The sequence below is a fragment of the Pseudomonas sp. WMBT8 genome, from assembly GCF_050916005.1.
Taxonomy (GTDB): Bacteria; Pseudomonadota; Gammaproteobacteria; order Pseudomonadales; family Pseudomonadaceae; genus Aquipseudomonas.
Window position 1 is genome coordinate 2,709,092 of record NZ_CP188096.1, and the last position, 15,003, is coordinate 2,724,094.

The window sequence follows — 15,003 nt, forward strand, 5'->3', positions numbered from 1 at the left end:
CACCTAGTTCGTCCCACGCTGCGATATGGCACCGCAATATCAAACAACAGACCCGGGCAATGCCCGGCAGTTCAGCGCTACTGCACGCCTAGCAGCGCGGTCCAGTAAATTCCTGCGTCGCTTTTTGGATCCAGCCCATAGGCCGCGCCCAATTCGCGAAATTGCGGGTTCATCAGGTTGGCGCAATGCCCGGGGCTGGCGAGCCAGCCATCGACCACTTTGCGCGGCGTATCAAGGCCAGCGGCAATATTTTCGCCGATCTGCTGGGCGGCATAACCGGCCAGTTCCGCGCGGTCGCCGGGGGTTCGGCCGTCACGGTCCAGGTGGTCGAAGAAGTTATGGTTGGCCATGTTGCGTGCATGACTGTCGGCGGCGCTCGCCAGTTGCGCGTTCCAGGCCAGCGGGGTGGTGGCTGCGAAGGCCTTCTCGCCACATTGGCGCGGTTGCTTGCGGGCGGCGTTGACCATCTCCAGCAGCTGCGGGCCGGCCTCCTGGGAACTGGCCAGGCCCCGGCTCAACAACGGGCGGGCGAGGACAATGCGCCAGTCCTGGCCATTGTTGCTGACGCCGATATCGACGAATTGCGGGTCCAGCACTACCCGGCAGAAACTCTCGCGCACCGCTTTCATCGCCGATTGCGCATCGCGCGGGCCGGACAGGCTGATCGCCTGCACATTCACCATCGGGTAGGCCGCCTGGGCCAGGTCCTGCTGCAAATCGCCGACATTATTGACCGGCAGTACCAGGCGCGGGTCGACCGCCAGCGGCGGCAACTCTTGGGAACCCTGGTCGGCGCAGCGCTGCAATTGGCTGCGGTACTGGTTGATCGAGTCGATCAATTGACTCTCTTCGCTCGCCGACGCCGTGGCGCAAAACGCCAGACTGGCGGCCAGCGTGGTAACACCCATCATCAATGACAGAACGCGCATGGACGTTTCCCTTGAGCATGAAAGTGCCCATGATGCGCGATCAAGGGGCGCAGATGCACCCCTTGGACAACATTTTGCCCCTAGTTCTTGAATGCCGAGTGCTTGCGGCCCTGGTCACACAGGGCAAACACCACCACCAGCACCGAGGCGATGGCGAGGATGATCACCACGCCATCCGTCGAGTGTGTGGTCGAGGCGGCCACCATCGACAAGGCACCCAGCGGCGCCAGGCCACCGGCGATGGCCGTACCGATTTCACGCCCGGTACCGAAGCCTGAAGAGCGGGTCTGGGTCGGGAACTGGCGGCTGAGGAACGAACCCTGTGGCGCGAACATCATGGGGGCGAGGATCCCGGTGCCGATCCCGATGGCCAGGTAGATCATCAGGCTTTCCCCGGTGTTCAGCAGCGCCAGGAACGGGTAGGCGAACAGCAGCGACAGCACGCCGCCCAGCACCAGTACCGACTTGCTGCTCCACTTGTCACACAGCCAGCCGAAGCACGGCACGGCGACAATCGCCACCAGGCTGGCGATGGTCACCGACAGCGAAGTGACGTGCACATCCACACCCTTGAACTGGGTGAGGTAGGCCAGGGAAAAGGTCTTGAAGATGTAGCTGAGGGCGTTGTAGCCAATTGCCACGAAGAACACCACCGCTAGGCCCTTGAGGTCGTTCTTGAACAGTGCCTTGAGCGGCGAGACCTTGGCCTTGGCCGGCTCCTTGCTCAGCTCCTTGAACTCCGGGGTTTCCGGGATACTGTTACGTACCCACAGGCCCACGCCCACCAGGGCGATGCTGCAGATAAACGGGATGCGCCAGCCGCCGGCCAGCAGGAACTCATTGCCATTGATGGTCAGCAGGTACACGGTCAGCGATGACAGCAGCAGGCCCAGGTTCAAGCCCAGCGCCGGCCAGGCACCCTGGCTGCCGCGCTTGCCTTCTGACGCATGCTCGTAGGACGTGACTGCCGCGCCCGACAACTCGGCGCCGGCACCCAGGCCCTGGATGATACGGATAAACACCAGAATGATCGGCGCCCAGATACCAATCGAGGCGTAGCTGGGGATCAGGCCGATCAGCGTGGTGCACACGCCCATCATGCAGAAGGTCAACACCAGCACATGTTTACGACCGAACTTGTCACCCAGGTAGCCGAACAGAATGCCGCCGAAAGGGCGGGCGATGAAGCCGATGGCGAAGGTGGAGAACGCCATCAGGGTCGCGGTCTTCGGGTCGCTGTTATCAAAGAAGATCTTCGAAAAGACAATCGCCGCCATGGTTGCGTAGAGGTAGAAGTCGTACCACTCCAGCATCGAACCGAAGATCGTGGCGGCAGCGACCTTGCGCAGGCGTTTCTTGGTTTGTGCCGGGGTTTCCACCGTGGCGGGGTTGTGGGCTTTTGCCGTCATGCTGTACTTCCTTCTCAGTCATTATATTTATTAGGGTGTTGCGAACGCGCTCAAATGTGGGAGCTGTCGAGCCTTGGCGAGGCTGCGATGGCGGTGGTTCAGGCGATATATTGGTTGCCTGTGCCGCCGCTATCGCAGCCTCGCGGGGCGAGACAGCTCCTACAGGGGGTATTTAGTTGGGGCTGAACATGCGGTCGGCGATCATTTCGCCAATCGGAATGGCCGAGGTGGCTGCCGGTGAGGGCGCGTTACACACATGCAACATGCGCGGCGTCTGGGCGAACAGGAAATCGTGCACCAGGCTGCCGTCGCGCATCACCGCCTGGGCGCGGATCCCGGCTTCGCAGGGCAGCAGGTCGTCGAGTTCCAGGGACGGGCAATACTTGCGGCATTGCTCCAGGTAGCCGGATTTGAACAACGAGTTCTTCATTTCCACGCTGCCGGAGCCAAGGTTCTGCCAGATGGTTTTCCAGAACCCGGGGAAGCGCGCGTACTCGGCCACATCCTTCCAGTTGACGGAGAACTTCTTGTAGTTCTCCCGGCCCAGGCCCAGCACGGCATTGGGGCCGACGGTGACGCTGCCATCGATCATGCGGGTCAGGTGCACCCCCAGAAACGGCAGTTCCGGATCGGGGATCGGGTAGATCAAGTGGTTGACGATGTTGTTTTTCGACGCGGGCAAGCGGAAATACTCGCCCCGGAACGGGATGATCTGGTGGTCGATATCGATCCCGGCCAGGGTTGCCAGGCGGTCCGATTGCAGGCCGGCGCACACCACCAGGTGCCGCGCCTGCCAGGCACCGTCGTGGGTGCTGACGGTGACTTTGTCGCTGTCTTCGGCAATCGCCGTCACGGTTTTTTCCAGGCAGATCTCACCGCCATTGCGGCGAATCACCCCGGCCATGGTTTCGCAGACCTGGCGGTAGTCGACAATCCCGGTGGCATCCAAAAACAACCCGCCAAGGCCGACAATGTTCGGCTCGCGGGCACGCAACTGCTCGGCGTCGAGGCGCTCGACCTTCATCCCGTTGAGTTGCGAGCGCGCATAGAGCGCTTCCATGCGCTGCACTTCCAGGGCGGTGGAGGCCACCAGCAACTTGCCGCACACCTCGAACTTGATCCCATGTTCGCGGCAGAACTGTTTGGTGGCCTCGGCGCCGCGCTTGCACAGGTCGGCCTTGAGGCTGCCCGGCGCGTAATAGATGCCGGCATGGATCACGCCGCTGTTGTGGCCGGTCTGGTGCTTGGCCAGCAACGCTTCCTTTTCCAGGATCACCAGGGACGCGTTGGGCTGGCGCTTGAGCAGCTCCATCGCGGTGGCCAGGCCGACAATGCCGCCGCCGATGATGCAAAAGTCATAAATCATGTGGGCTACCTAAATCAGTACATTTCAGTCTGCTTATCAGGTTGTCAGACTAATGTTTTTGTTAAAAAAACGGCGCGCCCGCAGGCACGCTTTATCGGTCTTGGGTCGATCAGTGGGTAGCGGGCAGCTCCAGTTGCAGGCGCTTGGCGGCCGCGCGCAAATGCGCTTCGGCGGCCGCGGCGGCGCCTTGGGGATCGGCGTCGACGATGGCCTGGTACAGCGCCTGGTGTTCCTGGGTGGCATCGGCCGAGCCGCTGGCAAAGCGCGAGGCGGAGTTTTCCCAGGCGGTCTTGCGCGCGCTGGCCAACTGGCTGCGCAAAAAGTCGTGGAAGGCGACGAAGTATTCGTTTTTGCTGGCGTCGGCGATGGCCCGGTGAAACTCCACGTCGGCCAGCGCTGCAGCTTCAAAGTCGGCGCGCTTGTCGTGCATTTCCTGCAAGGCGCGTTTCATGCGCTGCAGGTCGCCCGCGTCGCGGCGTTGGGCAGCAATGGAGGCCGCCTGGGTTTCGATCCACAGGCGCACCTCGAACATTTGCGCGAGGTCAGGGCGCCGGCCGTTCTTTTCCGGAAAGCGGAACACCGTGCCGGCCGGGGTCTGCGAAATAAACGAGCCCAGGCCACGCCGGGCGGTCAGTACGCCATCGGCCTTGAGCTGGGCAATCGCCTCGCGCACCACCGAACGGCTGACATTCAGCTGTTCCGCCAACTGCTGCTCGGTAGGCAGGCGCGACTCGGGCGCTAGTTGTCCGGAGTCAATCTCGGCCCGTATGGCGCTGACAACACGCACGACGAGGGAATCTGGACGCTGGAGCTCAAGCATGGCAAAACCTAGGTAATCAGGTTGTCAGACAATAGCCGTTACGATTTTCCCTTGTCAAGGCGCCGTGCTGGCTTGCAGCGTTTTTACCCGGCGCGTGAAGGCCAACAGCAGCGCCAGCACGACCAGCCCCGAGGCCACCCCGAAGGCCATGTGCAAGCCCTGGCCGACCGCTGGTGGCAGGGCAGAATGGATATCGCCCGTGCCCCAGGCAAACACTGCACCCAGTGCCCACGCGCCGATTATCAGGCCCAGATTGCGCGACAGGTTCAGCCAGCCTGCAATCACCCCGCGTCGACCCGCCGACACATTGCTCATCACCGCCGTGTTGTTGGCCGCCTGGAATTGCGCGTAGCCCAGGGTGAGAATCACCAGCGCGCCGATGTAACCGGCGGCGTCCAGGGGCATCAACGCCAGCACCAGGCTGCCGGCCAGCATGCACAGCAGGCCACCCAGCGTGGTGGCGTAGCTGCCGCAGCGGTCGGTCAGGCGCCCGGCCGGTACACCCGCCAGCGCCGCGCTACAGGGGCCGACGGCCATGGCCAGGCCCATTTGCGCGGGGTCGAGTCCGAGGCCATGGCTCAGGTAAAACGGCCCGGCGACCAGGGTGGTCATCATCACCGCCGCCACCAGCGTACTCATGCCAAGCCCGGTGCCCAGGGCGCGGTCATGGAGTGTCGCGAATACACTGAAGCGGCCAGCGCCCGAGGCTTGTGGATCGCTATCGGCCGGTGTGCCTCTTACCAGCACACAAGCGAGGGCGGCCAACGGCAGCATCACTAGAAACAGCGCGCGCCAGCCAGACGCGGCAATCAGCGCGCCACCAATGGCCGGCCCCAGGCCGGTGCCTACCGCCGACAGGGTCCCCAGCAACCCCATGACGCGCCCGGTCTGCTCTTTGGGGACGGTGGCCGCGACCAGCGCCATGGTCATTGCCAGCATGATCGCCGCGCCAAACCCTTGCAGTGCCCGCGCCGCGACCAACATGCCCAGGGACGGCGCGGTACTGCACAGGGCACAGGCCACGGCGAACACCAACAGGCCCGCCAGCAGCAGGCGGCGATGGCCGAAGCGGTCGCCCAGACGGCCCACGCCTACCAGCACGGCAGTGGTCGCCAGCAAGTAGCTCAGCACCACCCACTGCACCGCGGCAAAGGTTGCAGCAAAGGCCTCGGCCATCTGGGGCAGGCCGACATTGGCAATGCTGGTGCCCAGCGAGGCCAACAACATGCACAGCGACAAACCGGCGAGTGCGCCGCGTGGGGTAGGGGATGTCATGGGATGTCCTCGTGCTGCACCGTGGCCGTTGCCCGCAATCTACGGCGTCGCCTAACATGGCGGAAGACGCATCGGTTGCACTCTATACATGCGTCAAACGCCTGATGAGGATTGCCACCGTGTCGCTGCCTGACTTCAACCTGCTGATTACCCTGGACGTACTGCTCACCGAAGGCAGCGTCGCCCGTGCCGCCCAGCGCCTGGGCCTGAGCCCCTCGGCCATGAGCCGCGCGTTGGCGCGGCTGCGCCAAACCACCGGCGACCCCTTGCTGGTGCGCGCCGGCCGTGGCCTGGTGCCGACGCCACGCGCCCTGCAACTGCGCGAGCAGGTCAGCCAACTAGTGCAGGATGCCCAAGCGCTGTTGCGGCCGCTGCAGGTCCTGGACCTCAAGGGCCTGGTGCGCACCTTTGTGCTGCGCACCAGCGAAGGTTTTGTCGAAAGTTTCGGCCCGGCGCTGATCGCCCGAGTCGCCGAACAGGCACCCGGGGTGCGCCTGCACTTTGTGCACAAGCCCGGTGCAGCGCTGCGCGACAGTGGGGTGGACCTGGAAACCGGTGTGGTCGATAGCACGGCCAACCCGGAAGTGCTGACCCAGTTGCTGTTTCGCGACCGTTTTATCGGCGTGGTACGCGCCGGCCACCCACTGAGCCAGGGCCCCATCACCACCGCGCGCTACGCCGCCGGCCGGCATATCTATGTGTCGCGGCGCGGGCGCGAGCGTGGGCAGATTGACGATGCCCTTGAGGCCTTGCACCTCACGCGGGACGTGGCGACCATCGTCACCGGGTTCTCCACGGCCGTGGCCCTGGCGCAAAGGACCGACCTGATCGCCAGCGTTCCCGAGCGCTATACCCGCGTCCTGCGCGATGGCCTGTACAGTTTTGACCTGCCGGTGCAAGTCCCTGAGTTCAGCGTGGCGATGCTCTGGCACCCACGCCTGGATGCCGACCTCGCGCATCGTTGGTTGCGCGGCTGTTTGCGCGAGGTGTGTGGCGCAGAACAGGTACAATCCCCTCTGCCTTGATTGCGAAAGACCAGGAAACAGAAATTCGATGTTCACCCTTACCCACTACGCCAGCCCATGCCCCGAGCCCGTCAACAGCCAGATCCTGCAGATGGTGGTCGACTACCTGACTGATATCAGCATGGTCGCCATCCCGCCGAGCAACCTGCTGTACAACGTCTACCAGTATGCAATCGGCTACGAAGTGCACCTGTACCTGGAGGCGGTGGGCGGGGCCAAGGGCATTGCGGTCGAGCTGATCGTCGCGAGGGATGAGCAGGACCCGGCCAAGGTCATCGGCTTCTTGCTGTACCTGCCGGTCAAGGACGATCCCGAGGCCTGCGGTGTGGCCTATATGGCCGTGCATGCTAGCCACCGCCGCCAGGGCGTGGCGCGGGCGATGATGGACGAGATGCTCGGCCGCTACCCCCATGGCGAATTGACCTGCGCGGTGGAAAAAGTCCCGGCGTTCGAAGCCATGGGTTTCCAGGTGCGCGGCGTGCGTGGCACCCAGGTGTTGATGAACACCCGCGACTACAGCACCGATGGCCTGATGGGCGTGTTGGATGTGGCGTCGATCTACAGTTCGCTGGAGGTGCGGCAAATCCACACCTACCTGCTACACAAACACGGCAAGCGCGCGATGATCGATGCCGAGAAACAGCGTGACCGGCATTTTGACCAGCTGACGCGCAAGGCCCAGTTGTTTGTGCAAACCCGCTGCGCCCTGTAGGAGACGGCAAGCCGTAATGTCGTTCAGTTAAGCGCAGATCCCCTGTGGTAGCGGGCTTGCCCGCGATGGCGTCATGTCAGTCGGTATATCTGTCGACTGACACTCCGCTATCGCGGGCAAGCCCGCTCCCACATTTGATCTGCGCTGCTTTGAGCATTGCGTTCGCTTAACTGAATGGCATTACAGGGTTGGGCTGTCGCGGAAAAGGTCGTGGGCATCCAGCAGCCGATAGGCAATCTCCGGCCGCTTCTCCATCCCTTTGCGGATTGCTGCCGGAATCGACTGCCGGGTCTTGCGACACAGGCCCGGCAGTTCGTCGATGACGATCTGGATCCCGCGCATGCTTTTGACTTCGGTATGCCCTGGGGCTATGTGCACGCGGATGCCCAGTTGCTGGTGCATCAGCTGTTGCATGCGTTCCAGGTCGGCCAGGCTTTGCAGGTTTTCCAGGCGTTCGAGCAGCTTTTTTTCTTCCTGGCGGGTCAGTTGCAGGATGCGCTGGTCGGTGCCGGGCGCCTCGAGCAGTTGCTCGCGCTCGCAGTCACATACAGCAGGTGGGCAGGGCTGGCGAATTGTCATGATCACTCCCTCCCCACGCTGGTGCTGACGGCTCAGTAGGTCAGTTGCACGCCCAGGCTGCCCAGGGCGTTCCAGTACTCAGGATAGGTCTTGCCCACGCAGTCCGGGTCCTGAATCTTGATGCCCGAGACTTTCAGCCCCGCCAGCGCAAAGCACATGGCGATGCGGTGGTCGGCGTGGGTGTCGATCAGCGCGGTGCACGCAGTGCCGGCCAACGCCGGATCGCTGGCGACCAGCAAGTCGTCACCGATGATGGTCGCCAGGCCCGGGCGAATTTCGTTGAGGCCGTCATGCAGCGCCTGGACGCGGTCGCACTCCTTGACCCGCAGGTTGGCCAGTTCGGTGAAGCGCACCGGCGTATTGTTGAACGCCGCCAGCACCGCCAGGGTCGGGATGGCGTCCTGCATCTGCGAGCCGACCACCGTGGCCGGCATCTGCGGGAACTGGGCGATCACGGCCTGGGCCTTGGCGTCGGGCTGGGTGAAATCCTGTGCGGCGACGCCCAGGTCGATGCTGCCGCCGGTCAGCACTTCGGCGGCCCACAGATAGGTGGCAGCAGAAGCGTCGGGTTCGATCAGGTAATCATTGGCGGTGTAGCCGGTCGGGGCCACGCGCCAGGTGCTGTCGTTGACCACTTCCACCTGGGCGCCAAACGCGCGCATGCAATCGAGGGTCAGGTCGACATAACCACGGGCGCCGATGTCCTTGCCGGTCAGGGCCACCTCGATCGGGGCCTCGCCGCAGGCCGCGAGCATCAACAGCGCCGACACGTACTGGCTGGACAGGCCGCCGTCGATCTCGAAGCGCTTGGCCTGCACCTTGCCGCGACCATGCACGGTCACGGGCGGGCAGCCGGTGGGGCTTTGTACCTGGATGCCGTTCTGGTTCAGGGTCGCCAGCAGCGGGCCGATAGGGCGCTTTTGCATGTACGCGTCGCCATCCAGTACCACGCTGCCGTCCACGGTCGCCACGGCGGCTGTGAGAAAGCGCATCGCGGTGCCGGCGTTGCCCAGGAACAACGGTTGCGCCGGCAGTTGTAGCTTGCCGTGGCCGGTGACGACAAAGGTCACGTCATCCGGCTCATCAATGGTCACGCCCATCTGGCGCAAGGCCACGGACATATGCCGGGTATCGTCGCTTTTCAGCGCGCCGCTCAGGCGGCTGGTGCCCTTGGCCAGGGCCGCCAGCAACAGGGCGCGGTTGGTAATGGATTTGGAGCCGGGAGGCGCTACCTTGCCGTGCAATGGAAAGTTGGGCGGTGTCACGGTCACGGTTTTCTGCGAACTCAAGGTACAAGGCTCCTGATTCAAGGCGCGGTGGCTGGGAGTGGCCGGCTGGCGGAGACGAATAATCGACCATCCGGCACGGCAGGGTCAAATCGTGGCGCAGGTTTAACCGTGCTGGCTCAACCAATAGGCATGCAAGGCCCTGGCGGCCGGTTCGATGCGCGCGATGTGTTGTTGGTGGGCCGGGACATCCAGGTCGGCCGGCAATTCGAAGTTGTCCTGCTCGGCGCACCAGGAGATGGCTTCGAACTGTGCCGCCTGTTCGCTCGGCAGGGGCGGCCATTCGCTGATCGCGGCGCCACGGATATAGCCAAAGCACCATTCTTCCGCGAGGGTCAACGGCAGGCCCTGGTGTTCGGTTTGTTCAAAACGCGCCTGGAAACCCTCGGCATCGGTGGCCAACTGCAGAGCAATGCTATTGAGATGGCGGGTGCACAGGTCGATGAACTGCCCCAGCTCTTCCTTGCTTTCCCATGCCGGGATCTGGCCTCCCCAGATGGCCGGGAACCAGATGGCAACCTCCACCGGCACCGGGCCGGACACCAGGGCGGTGAAGTAACCATCGAGCTCGGCCAGGTTCAACACCGAGTTGTCGTCGCCGTACTTGAGCAGAATGTCTTCGATGAACTCGAAATCGGCAGGGGCGAGGGCTTGGTCGTGCATGAACATATCCTTTGAGCGTCAAGCGCCGCAGTTAAGGCGGCGTAAAACGCGGAGGATGGCGCGAGTCGGCGTTTTAATCCAGTGCTAGATCACCTTCACCGCGCGGCCAATCGCCTGGATCGGCCCGGTCGGCTTACCGGTCGGCGAGCCATTGGGGCCTTCCAGGGTCATCTCGAACAACTGGTTCGGCGCCAGCGGTGGCAGTTTGTCCAATGGGATCGACAGGCTCTGCCCCGGCTTGACCAGCCCCAGGGAAACCGGGGCTTGCCAGTCCTCACCCTTGGTCCAGAATTCCAGTGCCTTGTCTGCCGGTATTTCCATCACGCCCAGGGGGATCAGTTGGATTTGCTGACTGTCGCTGGCCTGGACCACCCAGCCGGGCGCCTGGCTTTGCGGGGCCATCAGCACCACCACGTAGGCGGTAGGGTTGACGGCAGCGGGGCGGGCCAGCAGCAGCGCGGCCAGGACCAGGCTGGCCAACAAGCCAGCACCGGCCAGGCCACGCCACAGCGCCAGCAGGTTCCACCACGGCACCGACGGCGTATCGCCCACCGCGCGATGGCCCAGGCTGCGCTCAATGCGCCGCCACAGGTAGGGCGACGGCGCCACCGGCGCGGCCAGTTCGGTCAGCGGCAACAGGCGCTGTTCCCAGGCATCCACCGCTGCCCGCAAGGGCCCATCGTGCTCCAGCCGTTGCTGCACGTGCAGGCGTTGCTCGGCTGCCAGGGTGCCCAGCACGTATTCGCTGGCCAGTTCGTCCAATTCGTCGGGAGTCATGCCATGCACTCACGCAAGGCCGCGAGGCTGCGTTTGATCCAGGCTTTGACAGTCCCCAGCGGGGTGCCCAGTTTCTGTGCGATTTCACTGTGGGACAGGCCGTCGACATACGCATGCAAGATACAACTGCGGCGCGACGGCTCCAGGTGTTCCAGGCACTGGTAAACCTTGGCGCTACGGGCGCGGTATTCGAAATGCGCGGCGCTGGATTCAGCCACCAGTGTGTGTTCATGCTCGTCGCTGAGTGCGACTTCACGGCCCGTTTTACGCATGACGTTGAGCGCCATATGCCGGGTCACGCTATACACCCAGCCACGGGCCGAACCCCGGCGCGGGTCGAAGCCGCCGGCGCCGTTCCAGATGTTGATAAACGCCTCATGCACGATGTCCTCCGCCAGCGCGGTATCCCGCGCAATGCGCTTGGCCACGCCGAGCAGCCGGGCGCAATCCTGTTCGTACAACTGACGCAAGGCGTGCTGTTCGCCGCGGGCGCAGGCCAACAGGCAGGCTTCATAGTCAAACAGAGGTTCGGGCAAGGACTGGGGCCGCCTTTTCAGGGTCAATCCCCGGCCGCGAATGGCCGGGGTGCTAGCGCAGCAGCTTAGACGAGTTTTTTTGCCAGGCGCATTATTTGGCCGCCCAGAAGATGTAGTCCGCCTGGTACTTCACCACTTCCTGCTTGCCCTTGTTGGCGGTGCTGCATTCGGTGCTCGGCGCCACGCCACCTTTGAGTGCCACGCGCTGGATATAGCTGACACCGCTCATTGCACCCTTGCCTTCGGCGGGGTTGGCCTTGACCAGTTGATAGGGCAGGTTGCCCGCGCTGGACGGCGCTACGGCCAGTTGCGTGCCGGTGACTTTCGAACCGTCCTGGGCCTGCCAGGTGGCGGGCGGGCCGAAGTAGGTGCCCACCTGTTTGCCGCTACGATCATTGAGTACTGCCTTGGGGCCGACGAACACCCATTCGGTCTGGCCGGCAGCGTTGGCCTTGTCGCGGCATTCGTAGGTGATTTCGCCGACACCCGTGGTTTGCATGGTCACCTTGTGGCCATCCGGCACTTTGATGCTGTCGGGCAGGGTGGCCTGGGCAAAGGCTGTTGGGGCGGCGATAAGCAGGCAGGTCAGGCAGAGCAGGGGTTTAGTGTTCATTGGTGTCTCTCCATAAGGGTGAACAGCAAAGCAGCGCAAGGGCTACTTCCTGTACTACTCATGGCGCGGCTGACTGGATGCACGGCGCGACAAATAAATCTGTGAGCTGAAAAAGGAATAAAGTCAGATCGTATTGATATAAGTCGTTATAAGAAAAATCGCTATGCTGCCGCCAGAATTTTATAAGGCCGCAGGTAGTTGTAATGGATGTGGGTAATTTTGGTTTTGTAGTTGCAGGCCTGATCGTTGGTTTTATCGTCGGTATGACCGGCGTCGGGGGTGGGTCGCTGATGACTCCGATCCTGTTGTGGTTTGGCATCAACCCGGCCACGGCCGTGGGCACCGACCTGCTGTATGCAGCCATCACCAAGTCCGGCGGGGTGCTGGTGCATGGCAAGAACAAGAATATCGACTGGACCATCACCGGCTGGCTGACCCTGGGCAGCGTGCCGGCGGTGTTGCTGACGTTGTGGTTCCTCAAGAGCCTGCACACCGATCCGAGCGCGATGAACGAGGTGATCAAGCAAGCCCTGGGTGTGGTGCTGTTGCTGACGGCCCTGGCGATTCTGTTCAAGAAAAAACTCTTGGCCTTTGCCCAGCACCATGCAGGCGACCACTACCATATGAGCCCGCGCAATCTCAACGGGCTGACGGTATTCACCGGTGCGATCCTCGGCACCATGGTCGCCCTGACGTCCATCGGTGCCGGCGCCCTGGGCACCGTGGCGCTGTTTATCCTGTACCCGTTCCTGGCCACCAAACGCCTGGTGGGCACCGAAATCGCCCACGCAGTCCCGCTGACCCTGGTCGCAGGCCTAGGGCACGCGAGCATGGGCAACATGGACTGGCATTTGTTGGGGTTCTTGCTGATGGGCTCGCTGCCGGGGATCTACGTTGGCAGCCACATGTCAGGCCGGGTGCCGGACGAACTGCTGCGCCCGTGCCTGGCGGTGATGCTGGGGTTGATTGGTTTCAAGCTGGCGTTCTGACCCTGCCCACACTCTGTTATCGATCGCAGGGTGTCAGGTACCGAGCGTTATCGTTGAGGATTATCGCTGGCAAGCCAGCTCCTACAAGGGATTGTGCTTTTGTAGGAGCCGGCTTGCCAGCGATGGCGCCGCACATCATGCCTTACGCGATTTATCCAACCACTCCACTGCCGTACGCCAGATACAAATCCCCAGGAAATACGCCGACATCAACAACCACAGGCCCATGGTCAACGTGTTGGTGTACGGCCGGTCGATCACCAGCAACAGGCTGCACAGCAGCCACACCGTGGTCACCGCAATATTGATCGGCATAAAGCGCTTGACCCGGAACGGGTGCAGGAACTTCATCGGCGTGACTGTCAGCAGCGCCAGGCCGATCACCGTGGCCAGGGTGATCCAGGCGTCCGGATCGATGATGTAGACACACAGCGCCACCACGTTCCAGGCCGCCGGGAAGCCTTGGAAGTAGTTGTCCTTGCTCTTCATATTGACGTTGCAGAAGCAGAACAGCGATGACAGCAGGATCACCGAGACGGTGAACAGGTGGGTGAAGTCCGGCAGGTCGATATAGCGGTAGATGAACAGCGCCGGGATAAACACATACGTCAGGTAATCGATCACCAGGTCGAGCACCGAGCCATCGAAGCTTGGCAACACGGTCTGCACATTGACCCGCCGCGCCAGCGACCCGTCCACGCCATCCACGATCAACGCCAGGCCCAGCCACAGCAGGCAGGCCTTGGGCTGGTTCTCCAGCAGCGCCAGCGTCGCGAGGAAGGCCAGCACCACGCCGGTGGCGGTAAAACCATGGGCGCCCCAGGCTTTGAGTCTGGCTACATGCAGGGTCGATATCACAGGGGCGTTCTCCAAAAGGTGAAACAGGGCAGCCGACGGCGAGTTAGCGTCGAATCTGGCCAAGGGATGCAAGTATCGACCGGGAAGGTGGGGATAAGGTTCACCACCACGGCGTTAGGTCTAGGGTAGCAAGCGTTGACGGATTCGGCATCAGCCCTGACGGAACACCAGGGCCTTCAAGCCACTTTGCGGATCGATATCAGGAAATTCCGGCGGGTTTGCCAGGCGCTGCTCAAAGCGCAGCCCCGGTGCTTCGCGGGTGACGCCCTCGATGAGGAAATCTTCGCCCAGCGCCGGGTCATTCATGCAGGCCAGTACCGTGCCTTGGGGCGTCAGCAGGTCCGGCAGGCGGCGTAGTACGCGCTGGTAATCCTTGGTCAGCAGGAAGCTGCCTTTCTGGAAGGACGGCGGATCGATGATCACCAGGTCATAGGGGCCGTTGCCGGTGACCTTGGCCCAGGACTTGAACAAGTCGTGCCCCAGGAAACTCACCTTGCCCAGGTCATGGCCATTGAGCCGGTGGTTGTCGCGACCCCGGCTCAGGGCGCCACGAGCCATATCCAGGTTGACCACATGCTCGGCGCCGCCCTCGATGGCGGCCACGGAAAACCCGCAGGTGTAGGCAAACAGGTTCAATACCCGCAGGCCATGGGCGTGCTCGCGCACCCAGTTGCGCCCGTAGCGCATATCCAGAAACAGCCCGCTGTTCTGCTTTTTGCCCAGGTCGATGCGATAACGCAGGCCGCCTTCGGTGATGGTCAATTCGTCGACCATCTGCCCCCACAACCATTCGGTGGTGCTTTGCGGCAGGTAGCGATGTTGCAGGGCCAGGGTGTGGGCGCCGGCCTGTTGCCATTCGCCGCTTTCGCACAGCTCACGCAACTGGTGTTGCAAGGCTTGCAACTGCGCAGGCTCTGGCTCCTTGAACAACGAGACCAGCACCACGCCTTGCAGCCAATCCACGGTCAATTGTTCCAGGCCCGGCCAGCAGCGGCCCCGGCCGTGGAACAGGCGCCGGGTTTCTGTGGGCACGTCGCGCAGGGCTTCGAGCAAAAGGGAATGGAGCAGGGCGAGGGCGTCTGGGGTCATCGGGCAGCGTCGATCATTAAACGGGCGGCATTTTAAACACAATTGCGGTGTTTCAGGTGGTTGGAGCACAACGTGCT

General features: G+C 62.9%; 16 protein-coding genes. 3 read left to right on the top strand and 13 right to left on the bottom strand.

Translation table 11 applies throughout. From position 1 onward, the window contains the following. Positions 1–77 precede the first annotated feature (77 nt). The 5 genes from ACO77H_RS12760 to ACO77H_RS12780 all read right to left on the bottom strand — a co-directional run bounded on the left by ACO77H_RS12760 (position 78) and on the right by ACO77H_RS12780 (position 5,799). Entirely contained in the window at positions 78–929 is an 852-nt protein-coding gene (locus ACO77H_RS12760; protein ID WP_169957046.1) for a CAP domain-containing protein, read from the bottom strand. A gap of 80 nt (positions 930–1,009) precedes the next feature. Then, positions 1,010–2,338 carry an MFS transporter gene (locus ACO77H_RS12765; RefSeq protein WP_090290982.1) on the bottom strand — a complete coding sequence of 443 codons (1,329 nt, stop codon included), beginning with the start codon at positions 2,336–2,338 and terminating at the stop codon, positions 1,010–1,012. A gap of 172 nt (positions 2,339–2,510) precedes the next feature. Further along, on the bottom strand, positions 2,511–3,704 hold the full coding sequence (lhgO, locus tag ACO77H_RS12770) for an L-2-hydroxyglutarate oxidase (RefSeq protein ID WP_432755627.1): 1,194 nt from the start codon (positions 3,702–3,704) through the stop codon (positions 2,511–2,513). Positions 3,705–3,813: 109 nt separating this feature from the next. After that, positions 3,814–4,524 carry a FadR/GntR family transcriptional regulator gene (locus ACO77H_RS12775; protein WP_029295107.1) on the bottom strand — a complete coding sequence of 237 codons (711 nt, stop codon included), beginning with the start codon at positions 4,522–4,524 and terminating at the stop codon, positions 3,814–3,816. Positions 4,525–4,578: 54 nt separating this feature from the next. Then, a complete protein-coding gene (locus tag ACO77H_RS12780; protein WP_432755628.1) occupies positions 4,579–5,799 on the bottom strand; it encodes an MFS transporter in 1,221 nt (406 codons plus the stop codon). A 125-nt stretch (positions 5,800–5,924) separates the two neighbouring features. Between ACO77H_RS12780 and ACO77H_RS12785 the strand changes: the two genes are divergently transcribed. Then, a complete protein-coding gene (locus tag ACO77H_RS12785) occupies positions 5,925–6,824 on the top strand; it encodes a LysR family transcriptional regulator (RefSeq protein ID WP_170043236.1) in 900 nt (299 codons plus the stop codon). Between the two features lie 28 nt (positions 6,825–6,852). Continuing rightward, positions 6,853–7,536, top strand: coding sequence for a GNAT family N-acetyltransferase (locus ACO77H_RS12790; RefSeq protein WP_432755629.1), 684 nt, complete (start codon positions 6,853–6,855; stop codon positions 7,534–7,536). Between the two features lie 180 nt (positions 7,537–7,716). Here the strand turns inward: ACO77H_RS12790 and ACO77H_RS12795 are convergent, their stop codons facing one another. The 6 genes from ACO77H_RS12795 to ACO77H_RS12820 all read right to left on the bottom strand — a co-directional run bounded on the left by ACO77H_RS12795 (position 7,717) and on the right by ACO77H_RS12820 (position 11,990). Next, positions 7,717–8,115 carry a hypothetical protein gene (locus ACO77H_RS12795; protein ID WP_170043224.1) on the bottom strand — a complete coding sequence of 133 codons (399 nt, stop codon included), beginning with the start codon at positions 8,113–8,115 and terminating at the stop codon, positions 7,717–7,719. Between the two features lie 32 nt (positions 8,116–8,147). Next, on the bottom strand, positions 8,148–9,404 hold the full coding sequence (gene aroA, locus ACO77H_RS12800) for a 3-phosphoshikimate 1-carboxyvinyltransferase (RefSeq protein WP_169957052.1): 1,257 nt from the start codon (positions 9,402–9,404) through the stop codon (positions 8,148–8,150). 102 nt (positions 9,405–9,506) lie between these two features. Continuing rightward, positions 9,507–10,064 carry a UPF0149 family protein gene (locus ACO77H_RS12805; RefSeq protein WP_432755630.1) on the bottom strand — a complete coding sequence of 186 codons (558 nt, stop codon included), beginning with the start codon at positions 10,062–10,064 and terminating at the stop codon, positions 9,507–9,509. 84 nt (positions 10,065–10,148) lie between these two features. Continuing rightward, complete coding sequence (locus ACO77H_RS12810; RefSeq protein WP_169957054.1) at positions 10,149–10,841, bottom strand: anti-sigma factor; 693 nt, start codon at positions 10,839–10,841, stop codon at positions 10,149–10,151. Beyond that, on the bottom strand, positions 10,838–11,377 hold the full coding sequence (locus tag ACO77H_RS12815) for a sigma-70 family RNA polymerase sigma factor (RefSeq protein WP_169957055.1): 540 nt from the start codon (positions 11,375–11,377) through the stop codon (positions 10,838–10,840). Before ACO77H_RS12815 ends, ACO77H_RS12810 begins: the two co-directional genes overlap by 4 nt. A 91-nt stretch (positions 11,378–11,468) precedes the next feature. Then, a complete protein-coding gene (locus tag ACO77H_RS12820; RefSeq protein ID WP_170043226.1) occupies positions 11,469–11,990 on the bottom strand; it encodes a DUF3455 domain-containing protein in 522 nt (173 codons plus the stop codon). Positions 11,991–12,193: 203 nt separating this feature from the next. Between ACO77H_RS12820 and ACO77H_RS12825 the strand changes: the two genes are divergently transcribed. After that, positions 12,194–12,979, top strand: coding sequence for a sulfite exporter TauE/SafE family protein (locus ACO77H_RS12825; protein ID WP_169957057.1), 786 nt, complete (start codon positions 12,194–12,196; stop codon positions 12,977–12,979). Positions 12,980–13,114: 135 nt separating this feature from the next. On the opposite strand, the gene pcsA is transcribed toward ACO77H_RS12825, so the two are convergent. Beyond that, complete coding sequence (pcsA, locus tag ACO77H_RS12830) at positions 13,115–13,837, bottom strand: phosphatidylcholine synthase (RefSeq protein WP_432755631.1); 723 nt, start codon at positions 13,835–13,837, stop codon at positions 13,115–13,117. A gap of 150 nt (positions 13,838–13,987) precedes the next feature. Next, positions 13,988–14,926 carry a class I SAM-dependent methyltransferase gene (locus ACO77H_RS12835; RefSeq protein WP_170043227.1) on the bottom strand — a complete coding sequence of 313 codons (939 nt, stop codon included), beginning with the start codon at positions 14,924–14,926 and terminating at the stop codon, positions 13,988–13,990. Positions 14,927–15,003: the final 77 nt, after the last annotated feature.